General features: G+C 70.7%; 19 protein-coding genes. 7 read left to right on the top strand and 12 right to left on the bottom strand.

Features of this window, described 5'->3' with window-relative positions; translation table 11 throughout:
* Positions 1-276 precede the first annotated feature (276 nt).
* Positions 277-708, top strand: coding sequence for a hypothetical protein (locus AB0G13_RS29665; protein WP_357881305.1), 432 nt, complete (start codon positions 277-279; stop codon positions 706-708).
* A 10-nt stretch (positions 709-718) separates the two neighbouring features.
* On the opposite strand, the gene AB0G13_RS29660 is transcribed toward AB0G13_RS29665, so the two are convergent.
* Complete coding sequence (locus tag AB0G13_RS29660) at positions 719-1,159, bottom strand: DUF4259 domain-containing protein (RefSeq protein WP_357881302.1); 441 nt, start codon at positions 1,157-1,159, stop codon at positions 719-721.
* Positions 1,160-1,315: 156 nt separating this feature from the next.
* Between AB0G13_RS29660 and AB0G13_RS29655 the strand changes: the two genes are divergently transcribed.
* Together AB0G13_RS29655 and AB0G13_RS29650 are read left to right on the top strand one after the other, a co-directional pair.
* Positions 1,316-2,179 (top strand): NADPH-dependent F420 reductase, encoded by an 864-nt coding sequence (locus AB0G13_RS29655; protein ID WP_357881299.1) that lies wholly within the window; start codon positions 1,316-1,318, stop codon positions 2,177-2,179.
* Positions 2,180-2,250: 71 nt separating this feature from the next.
* Entirely contained in the window at positions 2,251-3,198 is a 948-nt protein-coding gene (locus tag AB0G13_RS29650; RefSeq protein ID WP_357881296.1) for a threonine/serine dehydratase, read from the top strand.
* A 67-nt stretch (positions 3,199-3,265) separates the two neighbouring features.
* On the opposite strand, the gene AB0G13_RS29645 is transcribed toward AB0G13_RS29650, so the two are convergent.
* On the bottom strand, positions 3,266-3,616 hold the full coding sequence (locus AB0G13_RS29645; protein WP_357881293.1) for a DUF2203 domain-containing protein: 351 nt from the start codon (positions 3,614-3,616) through the stop codon (positions 3,266-3,268).
* A gap of 123 nt (positions 3,617-3,739) precedes the next feature.
* Between AB0G13_RS29645 and AB0G13_RS29640 the strand changes: the two genes are divergently transcribed.
* A complete protein-coding gene (locus tag AB0G13_RS29640; RefSeq protein WP_357881290.1) occupies positions 3,740-5,035 on the top strand; it encodes a DUF1343 domain-containing protein in 1,296 nt (431 codons plus the stop codon).
* On the opposite strand, the gene AB0G13_RS29635 is transcribed toward AB0G13_RS29640, so the two are convergent.
* Both AB0G13_RS29635 and AB0G13_RS29630 read right to left on the bottom strand, forming a co-directional pair.
* A complete protein-coding gene (locus AB0G13_RS29635) occupies positions 4,998-6,188 on the bottom strand; it encodes a restriction endonuclease (protein WP_357881287.1) in 1,191 nt (396 codons plus the stop codon). The two genes, AB0G13_RS29640 and AB0G13_RS29635, sit on opposite strands and share 38 nt — an antisense overlap.
* Complete coding sequence (locus AB0G13_RS29630; protein ID WP_357881284.1) at positions 6,185-8,266, bottom strand: AAA family ATPase; 2,082 nt, start codon at positions 8,264-8,266, stop codon at positions 6,185-6,187. Before AB0G13_RS29630 ends, AB0G13_RS29635 begins: the two co-directional genes overlap by 4 nt.
* A gap of 257 nt (positions 8,267-8,523) precedes the next feature.
* On the opposite strand from AB0G13_RS29630, the gene AB0G13_RS29625 reads away from it, so the two are divergent.
* On the top strand, positions 8,524-9,357 hold the full coding sequence (locus AB0G13_RS29625; protein ID WP_357881281.1) for an exonuclease domain-containing protein: 834 nt from the start codon (positions 8,524-8,526) through the stop codon (positions 9,355-9,357).
* An 84-nt stretch (positions 9,358-9,441) separates the two neighbouring features.
* On the opposite strand, the gene AB0G13_RS29620 is transcribed toward AB0G13_RS29625, so the two are convergent.
* The 5 genes from AB0G13_RS29620 to AB0G13_RS29600 all read right to left on the bottom strand — a co-directional run bounded on the left by AB0G13_RS29620 (position 9,442) and on the right by AB0G13_RS29600 (position 11,422).
* Positions 9,442-9,738, bottom strand: a complete 297-nt coding sequence (locus AB0G13_RS29620; protein ID WP_357881278.1) for a hypothetical protein — start codon at positions 9,736-9,738, stop codon at positions 9,442-9,444.
* Positions 9,738-10,256 (bottom strand): hypothetical protein, encoded by a 519-nt coding sequence (locus AB0G13_RS29615; protein WP_357881275.1) that lies wholly within the window; start codon positions 10,254-10,256, stop codon positions 9,738-9,740. The genes AB0G13_RS29620 and AB0G13_RS29615 overlap by 1 nt, the downstream gene beginning before the upstream one ends.
* Positions 10,257-10,289: 33 nt before the next feature.
* On the bottom strand, positions 10,290-10,487 hold the full coding sequence (locus AB0G13_RS29610) for a hypothetical protein (protein WP_357881272.1): 198 nt from the start codon (positions 10,485-10,487) through the stop codon (positions 10,290-10,292).
* A gap of 327 nt (positions 10,488-10,814) precedes the next feature.
* A complete protein-coding gene (locus tag AB0G13_RS29605) occupies positions 10,815-11,171 on the bottom strand; it encodes a hypothetical protein (protein WP_357881269.1) in 357 nt (118 codons plus the stop codon).
* Positions 11,168-11,422 carry a hypothetical protein gene (locus AB0G13_RS29600; protein WP_357881266.1) on the bottom strand — a complete coding sequence of 85 codons (255 nt, stop codon included), beginning with the start codon at positions 11,420-11,422 and terminating at the stop codon, positions 11,168-11,170. The genes AB0G13_RS29605 and AB0G13_RS29600 overlap by 4 nt, the downstream gene beginning before the upstream one ends.
* 236 nt (positions 11,423-11,658) lie before the next feature.
* Between AB0G13_RS29600 and AB0G13_RS29595 the strand changes: the two genes are divergently transcribed.
* Both AB0G13_RS29595 and AB0G13_RS29590 read left to right on the top strand, forming a co-directional pair.
* Positions 11,659-12,906, top strand: coding sequence for a helix-turn-helix transcriptional regulator (locus AB0G13_RS29595; protein WP_357881263.1), 1,248 nt, complete (start codon positions 11,659-11,661; stop codon positions 12,904-12,906).
* A gap of 135 nt (positions 12,907-13,041) precedes the next feature.
* Positions 13,042-13,455: a flavoprotein gene (locus AB0G13_RS29590; RefSeq protein ID WP_357881260.1), complete on the top strand. Its 414-nt coding sequence runs from the start codon at positions 13,042-13,044 to the stop codon at positions 13,453-13,455.
* 93 nt (positions 13,456-13,548) lie between these two features.
* Here the strand turns inward: AB0G13_RS29590 and AB0G13_RS29585 are convergent, their stop codons facing one another.
* The 3 genes from AB0G13_RS29585 to proC all read right to left on the bottom strand — a co-directional run bounded on the left by AB0G13_RS29585 (position 13,549) and on the right by proC (position 15,795).
* On the bottom strand, positions 13,549-13,980 hold the full coding sequence (locus AB0G13_RS29585) for a hypothetical protein (protein ID WP_357881257.1): 432 nt from the start codon (positions 13,978-13,980) through the stop codon (positions 13,549-13,551).
* 381 nt (positions 13,981-14,361) lie between these two features.
* Entirely contained in the window at positions 14,362-14,763 is a 402-nt protein-coding gene (locus AB0G13_RS29580) for a hypothetical protein (protein ID WP_357881254.1), read from the bottom strand.
* A 213-nt stretch (positions 14,764-14,976) separates the two neighbouring features.
* Positions 14,977-15,795: a pyrroline-5-carboxylate reductase gene (gene proC / locus AB0G13_RS29575; RefSeq protein WP_327029159.1), complete on the bottom strand. Its 819-nt coding sequence runs from the start codon at positions 15,793-15,795 to the stop codon at positions 14,977-14,979.
* Positions 15,796-15,938 lie beyond the last annotated feature (143 nt).

Raw genomic sequence — 15,938 nt, 5'->3', positions numbered from 1 at the left:
GCCGCCGGGTTCGGGCCCACCGTGGTGCCGGCCTCGGCCGACCGGCGCCCCGGGATCGCGATGTTGCGGCCGCCGGGGGCTTCCGCAGCCGGAGCCCCCCCCGCGCCGGCCCCCGGCGCGGGGCGACGCGACGCCGCGGCGACCGAGCCGACGCCCGCACGCGCGGCCGGGCACCCACGCGTCCGGCGTCCCGGCGTCCGACGCGGACTCCGCCGTGCCGCTGCGTGTCGACCGGACTACGATCGGCGACACCTGGTCCGGGCGAAGGGGGACGGGATGTTCTTCGCGGTGCAGGAGGCGCTCGCACCGGGCGAGGTCCCGCCCGAGCACCACGTCAGCATCCAGCGCCCGCTCGACGCCGGTCGGGTGGTGCTCGACGCCGCCGTGCCCGACGACGTGCTGCGCGACCACGGCCGCCTGCGCCACCTTCCGCCGGCCCCCGAGCACCTCGACGCCCCGGGGCGGCACCGCTTCGTGCTGGACCACCTGCTCGGCCGGGTCGACCACGCGGCGTCCTACATCCGGATGTCGCCCGGGGACCTGCCGCCGTTCGTCTGGGAGCTCCTCGCGGCGGCCAGGCCGGTGGTGTTCGGCTGGACCGACCCGACGACCGGCGAACGCGTCGAGCGGGTGGTGGCGGCGGTCCGGCGCGACGGCGATCCGGGCGGCCGGACCGGGCGCACCCCACCCGGGCCCCGCCGGCCGTGACTCCGGCGCCTCACCCCCCGAGGACGGCGGCCCCGGTCGGGTCGGCCAGCGCGGCCCGGATCGGGGCGAGCGCGGCGGCGAACTCGTCGAGCTCCCCGGCCTCGTCCCAGAGCTCGGCCAGCTCGGAACCGTCGGCGAGCACCCGGTCCAGCGCCCGCAGGGCCAGCGCCGGCAGCTCCGCGGGAAGTGTCAGGCGCCCGCCGGCGATGAGGAAGTCCGGCGCGTAGGCCGAGTCGACCGGCGGGCCGCCGGGGAGGTGCGCGGCGACCACCGCCGACGCCGCCACCGCCTTGACCCCGGGCCACGAGTCCAGGAAGTCGCCCTCCCGCACCGCCTCGCGCAGCGCCTGCTCCACCAGGAGGGGCCGCCGCTCCGGCGACGCCTCGTCGAGGCCGGCGCACCAGTCCGCCGCCGTGTCGTTGTCGAACGGCCCCACCGCCCACGTGCCCATCACACACCCCGTTCCGCGTTTCGCAAGTGGAGGCAGGCTAGCCGCCGGGTCCGACACCGGTCCCGCCCGCGACGGCGACGCGGGTCGCCCGGCAGGCGTTGTCGTCGAAGCCGTCCCCCGGCGCCCGGGCCGGCAGTACGTTGGGCGGACGGGCGCGTGGGCCGCCCCCGCCGCCGGCGCCCCCGCTCCCGGCCCGGCACCGTCGGCCCGCCGGCTCACCGACGCCCGACGCCTGGCGCCTGGCGGCAGGCGGCAGGCGGCAGGCGGCAGGCGGCAGGCGGCAGGCGGGATTGTCGACCAGGCCGGTGGGGAATAGCGTCACCGCGAACGGAGTTGGGAACCGGCATGACAACTGTGGGACTGATCGGCAGTGGACACATCGGCGGCACGGTGGCGCGGCTGGCGGTGGCCGCCGGCTACGACGTGGTGCTCAGCAACTCGCGCGGCCCGGAGACCCTCAAGGACCTCGTCGAGGAGCTGGGCCCGCAGGCTCGGGCGGCCACGGTCCGGGAAGCCGCGGAGGCCGGCGACCTGGTGGTCGTCACCATCCCGCTGAAGGCGTACCGCGACGTGCCGGTCGAGCCGCTCGCCGGCAAGCTGGTGCTCGACACCAACAACTACTACCCGGAGCGGGACGGCCGGTTCCCCGAGCTCGACTCGGGCTCCACCACCAGCAGCGAACTGCTCCAGCGGCACCTGCCGCAGTCGCGGGTGGTCAAGGTGTTCAACAACATCTTCTTCAAGCACCTGCACGAGCTGGCCCGGCCGACCGGTGCCGACGACCGCAGCGCGCTGCCCATCGCCGGCGACGACGCGGGCGCGAAGGCGGAGGCCACGGCATTCCTCGACCGGATCGGCTACGACACCGTGGACGCCGGGACGCTCGCCGAGAGCTGGCGCTTCCAGCCGGACACCCCGGCGTACGGGACCATCTACTCGGCCGACCCGGCGAACTGGGAGCGCGAGGCGCCGGCCGACGCCGCCAGGGTGCGCGCCGCCCTGGCCGAAGCCACCCGCTGACCGGGTGCACCACGGTCCGGCCGGTCGCACCACGGGCGGTGCGACCGGCCGGGCCGGGCTAGGCTGCGACCGTGCAGCTCACCACCGTGGACGACATCGTCGCGGCCGAGAAGCGCATCGAGGGGCGGGTCGCCCGCACGCCGCTGCTGCCCTGCCCCCGCCTCGGCGACCCGTTCCGGCTCGACCTCGCGGTGAAGGCGGAGAACCTCCAGCACACCGGCAGCTTCAAGGTGCGGGGCGCGCTGAACGCGCTGCTCGCCCGCGTCGAACGGGAGGGGGCGCCCGCCGGGCTGACCGCCTTCTCCGCCGGCAACCACGCGATGGCCGTGGCCTTCGCCGGTAGCGCCTTCGGCCTGCCGACGGTCGTCTGCATGCCACCGCACGCGGTGCCGACCAAGATCGAGGCGGTCCGGCGGTACGGCGGTGAGGTCGTCCTCACCGACGACCTGCTGGGCACCTGCCAGGCCCTCGCGGCGGAGCGCGGCTACCACCTCCTGCACCCGTTCGACGAGCCGGACGTCATCGCCGGTCAGGCCACCGTCGGCAGGGAGATCCTGGCCGACGGCCCGCCGCCGGAGCTGGTCCTCGTGCCGATGGGCGGCGGCGGGCTGATCAGCGGGGTGGCGTCGGCCGTCCGGGCGGCCGTCCCGACCGCCCGCGTCGTCGGGGTCGAGCCGGTCACCGCCAACGCGGTGGGCCATGCGCTGCGCACCGGCGGCGACGCCCTCGCGGTACGGCCGACGTCGATCGCCGACGGGCTGGCGGCTCCGTTCGCCGGGCGGCACACCCTGGCGCACGTGCGCGCACTGGTGGACGACGTGGTCGAGGTGTCCGAGGAGGACATCCGGGCCGCCTGGTGGGAGCTGCTGGACGCGACGAAACTCCTGGTCGAGCCGTCCGCCGCCGTCACCCTCGCCGCGTTGCGGGCCGGTCTGGTCGACGCCGCGCCGGGCACCCGTACCGTGCTGGTCCTCAGCGGCGGCAACGTCTCCCCGGCCACGCTCGCGTCCCTGGCCTGAGCAGCACCGGCGGGACCTGTCCGCTCCGCCGCCACCGGCGGCGGCCGGCCGATCCCGCCGCGCCGGATCAGACCGGGCGACGGCCGGCGAAGCCGCACTCCACCCGGTGGTACCAGCGCACGTCCGTGTCCCCCTCCAGCCAGCACCAGAGCACCGGCCGGCCGTCCCGCTCGCCGGGGAAGTCGAGCAGCACCGGCGCGATGCCCTTGACCTGGATGTCGTGGGAGTGCAGCTCCTCGACGAGGGCGTGCAGCCGCGCCTCCAGCCCCTTGACCTCCGCCAGTCCGCCGAGCGGGCTGGCGCCCCGGGCAGCCAGGTCGACGCGCAGCTCGGCCAGGTCAGCCCGGAGCCGGATCAGCTCGTCGACGCGTGGGCGCAGGGTGGCGATCAGGTGGCGGGCCTGGGCGAGGGTGAACACCGGGCCAGTATGGAGCACGCGACGGCCCCGCCACGCCCGGTCGGACCCGGGTTTGTAGCTAACCTTCCTTGACGGGGCATCTACGTGTAGCTAAGTTTCGACCAAACCGACGGGAGGGTCGACATGGAGCGAAGGAAGTTCCTGGCCGGAGCGGGTGCGGTGACCGCGGGCGCGGTCGCGGCGACGGCACCCGGCGCGGCCGGCCACGCCGCGCCCGGCATCCGCCACGTGGAGACCGGCCTCGACGTGCTCGTCCGATCCGGCTTCGCCGACCTCGCGGGTCAGCGGGTGGGCGTGATCTCGAACCCCACCGGCGTGGACTCGGCCTACCGGCACCTGGTCGACCTGATGCACGCCTCCGGCGCGGTGCGGCTGGCCGCCGCGTTCGGCCCCGAGCACGGCTTCCGCGGCTCGGCCCAGGCCGGGGGCAGCGAGGGCACCGGCGTCGACGCCCGCACCGGGATCACCGTCTACGACGCGTACGGCGCCTCGCAGGCCAAGTGGGAGACCATGTTCACCCAGGCCGGCGTCGACACCGTCGTCTTCGACATCCAGGACGTCGGCGCCCGCTTTTACACGTACATCTGGACCATGTACACCTCCATGATGGCCGCCGCCCGCGTCGGCAAGCGGTACGTGGTGCTGGACCGGCCCAACCCGGTCGGTGGCCGGGCCTACGGGCCGATGATGACCGCCGGCTACACCTCCGGCGTGGGCCTCAAGGAGATCGTCCAGCAGCACGGCATGACCGTCGGCGAGTTGGCCCGGTTCTTCAACGCGGAGTTCCTGCCCGCCGAGGCCGGCCGCCAGGTCGACCTGCACGTCGTGAAGTGCCGGCACTGGAAGCGCGACAAGCTGGCCGCCGACACCGACCTGCCCTGGGTGATGCCCAGCCCGAACATGCCCACCGCGGAGACCGCGCTGGTCTACCCCGGCACCGGCCTGTTCGAGGGCGTCGCCTCGATCACCGAGGGCCGGGGCACCTGCCGGCCGTTCGAGCTGATCGGCGGCCTGGCCGCCGACTTCGACTACCACTGGTCCGACCGGCTCAACGCCCGCGAGCTGCCCGGCGTCGAGTTCCGCGAGGCGTACTTCACGCCGACGTCCGCCGGGCAGAAGCCCGCGCTGCTCAACAAGCTCTGCGCCGGGGTCGAGGTGAAGGTCGTCGACCGGGCGACGTACGACCCGATCCGCACGGCGGTCGCGATGCTGGTGGAGGCGCACAAGTACCCGGCGTTCGCGTGGCGGCGCGACTCCTGGGACGCCGTGCGGCCGTACTGGATCGACAAGCTGACCGGGTCACCGCGGCTGCGCACGATGATCGACGCGGGCGCCGACGTGGACGACGTGGTCGGCGCCTGGGCCGACGAGCTGGCGGACTTCAACCGACGGCGCGAGCCCCACCTGCTTTACCGGTGACCTCGCCGGCCAACGCGCCGACCCGGTCGAGAAGATCGGCCGGATCGGCGTCGAGGTCGAGCGCATGGCAGACGATCTCGATCCCGGTGTTGCGGACGACATGCCGCACCGGCGACTGGTCGCCGGAGGCGTAGATCAGGTGCCCGTGCGTTAGCCCATAGGCGACGCAGTAGGCCAGCATCTGGTAGGCGTCCTCGCGGGCCGTGTCGGCCTTGTACTTGGCGTCCATCACAGCGCCGACACCACTTGTGCCGTCCTGCCACAGGATGTCCGGTCGCAGCTCCAGGCGGCGTCGACCGTCGAGGTGATGGCGCGCCTGGAACACGACCGTTCCGCCGTACGCCGACTCGATGGCTGCGCGGAGCGCGACCGACAGGAAATCCTCGAAGACCCGCCACATGTCCAGCAGGAATGCGTTGCTGAGCACGCCGCCCCGGCCCGCTTCGACGGAGGCACCGGCGAGCACCAACTCGGCCAGCCGGAGGGCGATACGCAGCCGCTCGTTGAGCCGGGTCGGCCGCCAATCCGGCACGGGTTCCCCTGGCCGCAGCCGGGTGACCCCAGCGAACCGCGCGGTAAGGTGGCGGAGCATGCGCCGGGACTCGGCATCGACCCCGGGCACCCGCAGCATGCGTTCGACGGCGGTGGCGAGGATCCGGTTCTCGGCGATGTCGACCGTGTAGTCGTCGTGGCGGATCTCCAGGGGCAACGCCAGTCCCGCTCGTCGACCCAGTTGGGCGGTCTCTCGCAGACGGCCGCGCAGCACCGGTGAGGTGTCGTCGGTGGTCCGGTAGCCCTGGAGCAGGCCCTGGCGCAGCGCCCGATCGGTCTGCCGCGACAAGGCGGCGGCGAGCGCCGGCACCAGGCCGGCTTGGTCGGTGAGCGACACGCTCTCGTCGCGCCAGCCCTTCGGGTTTCGGGCATACCCGACGAGGAAGAACAGGCGTGCGATCGGCACCTTGGGCTCGATGTGCAGTTCCACACCGCCGATCCGAGCCGCGCCGACCTTTCTGCCGGCCCGCACTCGCCAGAATCCGGGGGCCGGACCCGGCCGTACGTCGACGACCTCGGACGCAGCGAGCCGGCGCGCGTCGTCGGCATCGAGGTGCACCTGCACCGCGGGGCCGGCCTCGCGTAACCGAATCAGGCTCATGGTTGCTGCGGCAGCGATTGACGCAGCACGTCGAGGCCGTACAGCTGCGCGACGTCGAGGTCGTCGGCGTAGTGGTGCTCGACGAGCATCGGCAGGATGTCGTGCCGCCACACCCGGTCGAGCCCGTCGGGCTTGACGTGGACCGATTCCCGCATGAAGTACGACGGCCCGATGGCGTAGTCGGAGTCGACGAGCCGCGCGTTGAGCGCGTCGAGCAGCGCGGGCGCGTCCGAGGTCAGGCCCTCCCTGTCCAGCCAGCGCTGCAACAGCCCGGAAACCGGCATCTTCGACGGGTGCAGCTCCACGAATGCGAAACGCCGCCGCATCGCCGCGTCGACCAAGGCGATGGACCGGTCGGCGGTGTTCATGGTGCCGATGAGGTAGAGGTTCGTCGGCAGGGTGAAGTCCTCCGGCGAGTACTGCAACCGGATGCGCTGTTCGCGGTATTCGAGCAGGAAGTACAGCTCACCGAAGATCTTGGCCAGGTTGCCGCGGTTGATCTCGTCGATGATCAGAACGTACGCCGTGGAGGGGTGCTCTCGGGCGTCGTCGGCCAGCTGACGCAGCGGCCCGGAGGTGAGTTTGAACCGCAGGGTGCCGTCGTCGCCGCTTTCCGGCCGGAAGCCCTCGAAGAAGTCCTCGTAGGTGTAGGAGGGATGGAACTGAATCAGCTTCACCGCGTGCGGCTCGGTCACCCGGGAGGCCAACTGCTGCGCCAGATAAGTCTTGCCGGTGCCCGGCGGACCGTAGAGGATCACCTGCCGCCGCTCAGCGAGCAGGTCGCGCAGCTCGGTCAGCCACTCGACATCGGTGAGCAGTTCGTTGGCCATCTCTGTCGTCACGTCGGCCAGCCGTGCTTCCGGCGCCAACTCGACCGCCGGTTGTTCCGGCACCAGGTCGGCGTGGAGCCGGTCGAGCGCGTCGAGCGCGTCGGTTAGGTCGATCAGGTCGTCCTGGCTCTGAGTCAGGGCGAGCAGCGGCCCGGTGAGGTCGGTGAGGTCGCGTGGTGACCCGGTGTTGAGCCAGCGCGCCGGGCGGCGCAGGTTGGACCGTCGATCCGGCGACTCCACGAAGTAGGCGTCCCCGTCGATCTGGCCCAGGTACATCTCGCCACGGTGCATGGTCATCAGGTAGTCACCCGGGCGCATCTTGCGCAGGAACGCGTTGAAATAGCTGAGCAGTTTCTCCCGCACCGAGTAGCTCTTGTGCCGGTACTCCTCCTCGACAACCTGCTGCAGGCGCTGAGGATCGACATCATCGTCCAGTTGTGGCAGTTGCGATGCCGCGAGCGACACCCAGCCGTCGGCCAACCACTCCGGTACGAGGTCGACACCGTCCACGTTCGAACCCCGCACCAGCCAGGCCCGTCGCGCCACGCTCTCCGGCGGGACCGACTCGGCCTCGACCAGCCGTTCCCGCAGGAAGTCGGCGGTGATCCGCTGCTCCGGGTTGGCATGACGGCCCTCGAACTCGACGCCCTCCCCGACCAACTGCCCGCGGACGTCAGCGCCTCGGTGCTTGGCGTGCTGGTGCATGGCCGGCGGAACCTCGCCATCGACCCGGAGTACCCGGTGCGAGTTCTCGACGAAGGTCTCGGCGAGCAGGTGAGCGATCTCGTCGGGCGAACCGTCGACGAGATCGGCGAGGTCGTCGTACGCCGTCCAGGAGCCCTCCGGCACGAGCGCGAGTGCTGCCGCGATGGTGTGCAGCCGGCTCTCGTACTTCTTGCGGGCCTGCTTGCGGTGGCGGAAGACCTCGCGGTAGCGGCGACCGATCTCGGCGTACAACGCGGCGGGGTCCTGGTAGGTGTCCAGCGCTGCGCGCCCAGCGTTGGTGATCCACCACAGGCCGTCGCGCTTCACCATCCAGCCCGCCGTCGTGGCGTCGCCGGTGTGGAACCGGGCCGCGACGTTCCACGCTGGAACACCGCTCTTGTGCAGTTTCTGTTCCGCCTCGGTGAGGTCGATGCGATTGGCGACCTCGTCGAGCACCTTTCTGCCGTGCATCCGCTCGCCGGCGTCGCGCAGCACCTCCAGACAGGTACGCACCAACAACCCGTACCGGACACCTTCGGACATCACGCTGGCCTTTCCGACGGAGCGAGCGGCGATCAGAACAGCCTACGGCCGGCGGCACAAAGCAGCCGGCCACAAACGCCAGAATCCGGTCAGCCTTGACAGTCCACATAGGTGGATCAGTTCCCACCGGCGGGGGTGTCGACAGACTGATCAAGCCTTCAGGATCGTCCCGGCGCTTCGCCCTCGGCACTCATTCCCCGGGCTTCGGACGCTTACAGCCCCGACGCGACCAGGCACCAGCAAAGGAGAACCTCATCATGATCAACAGATACCCCGGGAGCTGCGGAAAGTGCCGAAAATGGGTGGAGGCGGGGGCCGGACAGGCCATCACTACCGGGGGCCGCTGGAGTTCGTACCACCATGAGTGCGCACCGGTCAGGACCGCTCCGCTGCGCGGAAACCACCGCGGGTGGCACGACCTGCCGGTGGTGGGCTTCGACATCGAGGGCACCGATCAGGAGCCCTTGGACAGCCGCATCGTCTCCGCTGCCCTGGTCCACGCCGACGGCACCACCTCGAACTGGCTCGTCAACCCAGGGGTCCCGATCCCGTCCGACTCCACCGCGGTCCACGGAATCACCGACGAGATGGTGCGCAACGCCGGCAGGCCGCCTCGGGAGGCGCTGGCCGAGTTGGGAACGGCGATCTCGAAGGTGATCGCGGACGGCACGCCGCTCGTCGTCTTCTGCGCCCACTACGACGTCACGGTGCTGCACACCGAGCTGGCTCGCCACGGGCTCCCGCCGGTCGAGTGGGACCGCGCCGTCATTGTCGACCCGTCGATCCTGCACGCTGAGGTCGAACCCCGCTGGTACGACAGCCGGCAGCTGGGCGACCTGTGCAGGTACTACGAAGTCGACCTCGCGAACGCTCATGACGCCGAGAGCGATGCGCGCGCGGCGGTCGATATGGCGGTATCGATCGCGGCCCGTCATGAACAGATCGCCCGGATGCACCCCGATGCTCTCCACCAGGCGCAGATCGGCTGGTACGCCCAGCAGAAGCGGGACCTCCAGGCGTTCTTCGACCGACAGGGCCGCGACGAGACGGTAAGCCTGGAATGGCCGCTGGAAACCAAGCGACGCCGATAGGCGAACGCTGGGAGCAAATTCCGCAACCTGCTCCCAGCGTCCGCCTCATCCACCAACTCACATGGAACTCTGTGCACGTTGCCGCTACCTGTAGCGGGTTTCCTTGGTCTCCTGCCCAGCGTCATGTCCTGGAGCGTTCCCAACACCCGAGTTGGCCTGCCAGGTGTGTAGGGCCTGTTTGAGGCGGTCGTTCTCTTGTTCGGCCAGGTCGCGCCGGCGAGTTCGCTGCCCCAGTTCGTAGGCGAGCCGGTGCAGCAGGGCGTCGACGTCTTCGGGCCGGTAGCCCCGCCGGCCGAGCCGGGTACGCGGGAGTGCTGGCGCGCAGATGCCGCCCGAGGTGAGCGGCCCGACGAGCGCGTTGCGGCTGCGGTAGACCGCCATCAGCCGGCGTACCCGTCGGGCAGGTGGATCCGCTCGGCCGGCACGCCGGCGGCGAGCAGCCGCAGCCGTGACCCGGCGACCATCAGCGGCGGACCGCACAGGTAGACCTCCTGGCCGGGCCGGTGGTGCTCCAGCGCCACAGTAAGCGCGTCGCCCCACTCCCCCGGCTCGGCCGCCACGTCGTGCGAGAACGCGGGCACGACGGTCAGCCAGTCGTGAGCGCACTGGAGCTTGTCCAGGCTGATCGAGTCGTACAGGTCGGCGAAGGAGCGGGCACCGACGACGAGGGTGACCCGCCGTCCGGCCGGCGCTGCGGCGACCTGCTCGACGAGGGCGCGCAGCGGCGCCAGCCCGGTGCCACCGGCCACCAGCAGCAGATCCGCCCGCGAGGACTCGCCGAGGGTCAGCCCGGTGCCGTCGGGCGGGCCGAGCCAGAGTTGGTGGCCAGGGCGTACCGCGTGGACGAGGGTGTGGGAGACGGAGCCGGCAGCGACGGCGCGGACGTGGAACTCCAGCATGCCGTCGGGGCGCGGGGCGTTGGCCGGTGAATACTAGCGCCACCGGCCGGGCCGCCGCTCGGTGCACAGGGGCACCGCCTGGCCAGGCTGGAAGAGCACCCGCCGCACAGGGCGTACGGTCATGATGGCGAGGCCGTCGGCGGCCCGGTCGTACGCGATGACCTGCGCCGGCCACCACGCCGGGCCGTCGCCGACCCGCTCGGCGGAGCCCCCCAGCCGCCGCCAACGCACGCTCTGCTGCCTGCTGCCACGCCGCCGACAGTCCGGAGGGCAGCGGCGCGGCATAGTGGGTGACGGTGGCCGCCAACATGAGCGCCACGGTCCGCTGGTGGGGCGACAGGCCGTAGCGGCGGTGGGCCCGACCGAGCACGGCCAGCAGCGCCGCCCGCCCCGCCGAGTCGTCGCCGCTGGCCAGCCGCCCCAGCGCGGCGAGGAACACGCCCGCCTCCCGCTCCGGCAGCAGCCCCGGGCAGCGCTCCTCGACCGCGCACCAGAAGTCGTCGGCGGCCTGGCGGGCGTACCGCATGGTGGTCGACCAGGAGGCGGTCAGGGCGGCGGTCACGCGCCCGCCTCGTCGGCGAAGGCCCGCCGGGCCGCGGCCACCGCGTCGGCCGGCACGTCGAGCGCCTGGAGCACCCCGGCCAGGTAGTCGACCACGCGGCGGTGCTGCGCCTCGGTCAGGCCGAGACCGCGCCACGCCCCGGCCGCTGGGCGGACGATGTCGCCGGCCGGCCCGCCGAGCGCCACGGCGAGAGCCAGCGCCAGGTGCCCACCGAGCCGGGCCTGATCGACCCCGATGAGGTACGGCGCCAACTCGGCGTCCGCAGCCACCGCCCGCAGCCACCGGGTGACCGCGTCCCGCACGCCCGCCGGATCGAGCCAGCCCTGCGTGGGGTACGCCCCGAGCCCGCTCACGCCCACGGCCAGGCGCCCGGGTCGCCGGCGGCGACCAGCTCGTCGGCACGGGCATCGGTGACCCTGGCTGCCCGCAGCGTGCCCCGGCCCCAGCGGGCCAGCCGGCACGGATGCGGCACCCGCTCGCTGCGGCACAGCGGACCCGCCGGCCACTGTTCCGGCGCGTGCACCAGTACCGCCCGCAGGGCCAGCGCCACCTCGTCGTCGCTGACCGGCGTGAACACCGGGAAGTCGTCCAGCACCGCCGCCATCGAAGCCCTCCGTCGAGAGTGGAACGGCACCGGAGCGGGCGGAGACGACGGAAGCGCTCGGGTGCGCCCCACCGGAGCCCAGCACCTGCCCCGGGCCATGCGTCCACCCTGGTCTTGCGGCTGAGCAGGCACTACAGCGTCCGAGCGGCTGAAGTGACGCACTAATGAGGCATCTGCGTACCCGCCCGATCGACGGAGGGTTACTACAGTGGCCGACATAGGGAGGGAGGGCTGCGGTGGCCCTGAAGCGACACCGGCTCTGTCAGCGACGAAAAGCGCTCGGGTTCAGTCAGGAACGCCTGGCCGAAGCACTCGGGGTCGAACGATCGACCGTCGCTCGCTGGGAGAACGCGGAGACCGATCCTCAACCCTGGCATCGGACCCGGATTGCTCAGGCATTGCACGTTACGCTCGAACAGCTCGACGGCATGCTCGTCGACGTCTCAGTAGCGACAGGTCGAGGGCAGGCCATGGGAGACGACACCCGCAACCCCGCATCTGCGATTCGGTCCCAGCTGCTGACCGGCCTGCGCACCTTCCTCACCAGCTACCTGCCCGATCCACCCGCTCAGCCAGTGCCATCGCTGGTCAATGTCCGCCGAGGCGTGGTCCGGCTGCACGCCCTCTATCAGCGGGCGAGCTACAGCTCAGCCGCTCGGCTGCTGCCGGAAGTACTACGCCAGGCCACCGAGCTGACGGACAGGGCACCCGGAGCGCGCCGCGCCGACGCCTTCCGGCTCCTGGCCACCGCCTACATCGCGGCGTCGAAGCTCGCCACCAAGGTGGGCGACGGCGACATCGCCCTGTTGACCGCCGACCGCGCATCGACCGCAGCCCGGCTCGCCAACCATCGAGCCCTCGCGGCGCTCGCCGCATATCAGGCTGCCTGCGGACTGCTGAGGCTGCCCGGTCGGACTGACGAGGCCGCAGCGATGACGCAGACCAGCATCGAGCACCTGGTTCGCGACGGGCGGGCCAAGGATCGGGACCTGCTGTCCGCGCACGGCGCGCTGCTGCTCCTGGCCGCGGTGATCGCCGCCCGACAGGATCGGCGCAAGGATGCCGACGGTCTACTGGTTCAAGCCGAAGGGCTGGCAGCTGAGCTGGGCTCGGACCAAAATCGGCTGTGGACCGGCTTCGGGCCCACCAACGTCGTCATCCACACCGTCTCCGCTGCTGTAGGGAGCAGAGACGCGGAACGGGCCTTCGACGTCGCAAGCCGCCTCGACACCTCTTGGCTACCAGCCGCGCTCGTCGGTCGACGGGCCCAAGTGCATGTCGACCTGGCCGCCGCCACCGCGATGGGCGCGAAGGAAAGTTCGCTGGCTGTCCTTCACATCCTGGAGGCGGAGCGCGTCGCGCCCGAGGTCGTACGCGCCAATGCCCAGGTACGAACCCTGCTGACGGATCTGCAGTCGAAAGAGCGTCGAGCCGCGACGCCGGGGCTTCGACCGCTGGCTGAGCGAGCGGGGCTGCTGGCGTGACGAACCCACCCGTCTTGTACCTCGTCGTCTGCGCTGCTCCCCCAGCGCTCCAGATCGGAGAACTTGTCAACCTGCTGATGCAGGACGGCTGGACGGTCTGTGTGATCGCCACGCCGACGGCAGCACAGTGGATAGATGAAGACGCTGGCTGAGCAAACCGGCTACCCAGTGCGGTCCGAGTGGCGACTGCCGGGTGAGCCGGACGTGCATCCGAGGGCTGACCTGATGATGGTCGCACCAGCCACTTTTAACACGATTAATAAATGGGCTTTAGGTATCAGCGATAACCTAGCTCTCGGCCTCCTTAACGAGGCAATCGGCATGAAGCTACCAATCGTCGCCTTCCCGTATGCAAAAGACGGCCTCGTTTCTCACCCTGCCTATGGCACGCACATTCAACAACTCAGCGCGGCCGGAGCGAACATTGCGACGAAACCCTCTTGGAACGCGCAACAGAAAGGGGGAATATATGACTGGCGGGACATGACAGACAGGCTACTGCAAAAGCCCCGCGATGGCAGTATCGCAGCCCGTAGGGTTGAACGGTAGCAGCCAGAAGCTTCATCGGTGTCGGGCAACTCATCAGCGCGGAGCAGGCGAACGTACAGTTGGAGTAACCAAATCCTATCAACTCTCGCCACGCTACCGCGCACATGCAGCCTGAAATGATCGATGTTCGCCGTTGACGGCAAGAGCAGCCCTGACCATTGAAGACAGTGTGCGAATTCCGTCCGGTTCAGATATCGCCGATACCACCTCCGCTCGATACGATGCCATCGCGAGGATCAACTGATCAGTGTTTGGGTCCGCCAACGGCGCAACTGCCAGGGTGTACGCCTCAACCTCGCGCTTTAGCTTTCGGAGTTCCCCAGGAGAAGGCGAGTCAAAGCCGCTCGTGATCGGATCAAGACCCTGATGCCAGGCATCGTATGCGTCTTCCTCGATGCGACAAGAAATGTTCGCAGGGGCATCAGCCCAGCCGACGATGGGAGAAGACGACAGAGACGGAGTGGAACGAAACTGCTCTTCGAGAATCGCGAGAGCACGCTCCCGCTGATCTTCTTTGGAAGCCATCGTTTCATCATTAGAAGAACTGCACCAACTCAGACAACTTCCTGCCAGAACAAGCAGCGAAAAGAACATGACTACCCGACCGGCACCGCCTGATCGCTTCCGACTGGCTGGCGGCCTATAGGGCAACTCGCCTGGCTGCGGAGTACGCCAAACAGGGCGTAACGGCATCGGAGCACGGCCGGCATTGGCAGAGACCCTCGCTTTCCGCCGCTGCGGCGGCGGAAAAGATTTGGATGGAGATGGGGGCGGCGGTGGTGGCGGTGGCGGCAAGTCACGATCGGTCGACAGCCTTGAATGATCCCCGCGCCAGTGGCCTCCCACCCAGGAACCATTTCGGATATGACCCCGGACGTAATGGCCACGAACCCAGTGGCGCCCCACTTAGATCGCTGCCTGTCGACTAGCGGGCAGGGGATCCAACCTCTTGCCCGAACCGGTACCCGTAGTCAGTACGTAGCTGTGGCCGCCGCGAGCAGTCTCGATGGCATCCCGCTGGTGCTGGTGCAATCGTAGCGACTGGTCGCCGGCATCCGTCTTGTCCCGCTTGAGGCGGAAGATCCGCGCACTGTCCGGATGCAGCGGGCCGGCGCCGACCAGGCTGTCGACAGTGCCGCCCGAGGCGAAGTTCGGGTTGAGCGACAGGTAGGGCGCCGGCCACTGGTAGCCGGAGGCCGCGAGCCGCTTGACGTAACTCCTGATTTTCGGATCACGAGGGTCGACGAAGCTCGACGTGAACTCTCGGTAGTCCCCGATGAGTCGGTCCCGCACATCGAAGACATCCATTTGTTCTCCCCCGAACCCCGCTGCACCTGGCCCCGATTCAACCACCCGGTGAACGAAGTGGAACCCCCTGGTGCCGCATTTGCCGCACCTCGACCGCTCCAGCCGAGTTACATCGATACGTCCGTGCGCCGTCCACCAACTACCGGCCAGACAAATTGTCGGGTTACCGACGCGAATCGACATAGTGTGGAACGTCGGGCCGTGCTGAGGAATTCAGTCGGCCTGGGCGGCCAGTTCGCGGGCCCGGTCGCGGGCCGCCTCCAGCGCGGCGAGCAGCGCCGCCCGTACGCCGTGCTTCTCCAGCTCGCGCACGGCGGAGATGGTGGTGCCGGCCGGCGACGTGACCGCCTCGCGTAGCTTCACCGGGTGCTCGCCGGAGTCGCGCAGCATTACGGCGGAGCCGATCGCGGTCTGCACGATCAGCTCGTGCGCGACCTGCCGGGGCAGGCCGAGCAGGATGCCGGCGTCGATCATCGCCTCGACCAGCAGGTAGAAGTACGCCGGCCCGGAGCCGGAGAGCGCAGTCACCGCGTCCTGCTGGGACTCGGGCACCCGGACGGTCGACCCCAGCGGCTTGAACATCTCCTCGGCCAGCGCGAGGTGCGTGCCGGTGGCGTGCGCGCCGGCGGAGATCGCCGTCATCGCCTGGTCGACCAGGGCCGGGGTGTTGGTCATCACCCGCACCACGGGCGTGCCCTCGGGCAGCCGGCGGTTGAAGAAGCTGGTGGGCAGGCCGGCGCAGAGGGAGATCACCAGCTTGTCGGCGGGCACCTTCGGCCCGATCTCATCCAGCAGCGTCGCCGCGTCCTGCGGCTTGACCGAGACGGCGAGCACCTCCGCCTCGGCCACCGCCGTGAGGTTGTCGACCACCCGGATCCCGTAGCGGGCGGTCAGCTCCTCGGCGCGGGCGGGCCGGCGGGCGGTGGCCAGCAGCCGGTCCACCGGCCATCCCGACCGCAGCAGCCCGGAGAGCATCAGCTCACCGATCTTGCCGGCCCCGATGACCGCGACCGTGTGCACCGAACCCGCCATCGCCGTCGTACCCCCTCGCCGTGAGCTGGCGTGGGGGGGGGGGGGGGGGGGGGGGGGGCGCCCCCCCCCCCCCGGGGGGGGGGGGGCGGGGCGGCGGGGCCCCGGGGGCGCGCGGCCCGCCGCCCGGCGCGCGGGCGGGGCGG

The organism is Micromonospora sp. NPDC023633 (assembly GCF_040640035.1).
Taxonomy (GTDB): domain Bacteria; phylum Actinomycetota; class Actinomycetes; order Mycobacteriales; family Micromonosporaceae; genus Micromonospora.
The sequence above is the reverse complement of the archived record's forward strand: the minus strand, read 5'-3'. Positions and strand labels throughout refer to the sequence as shown.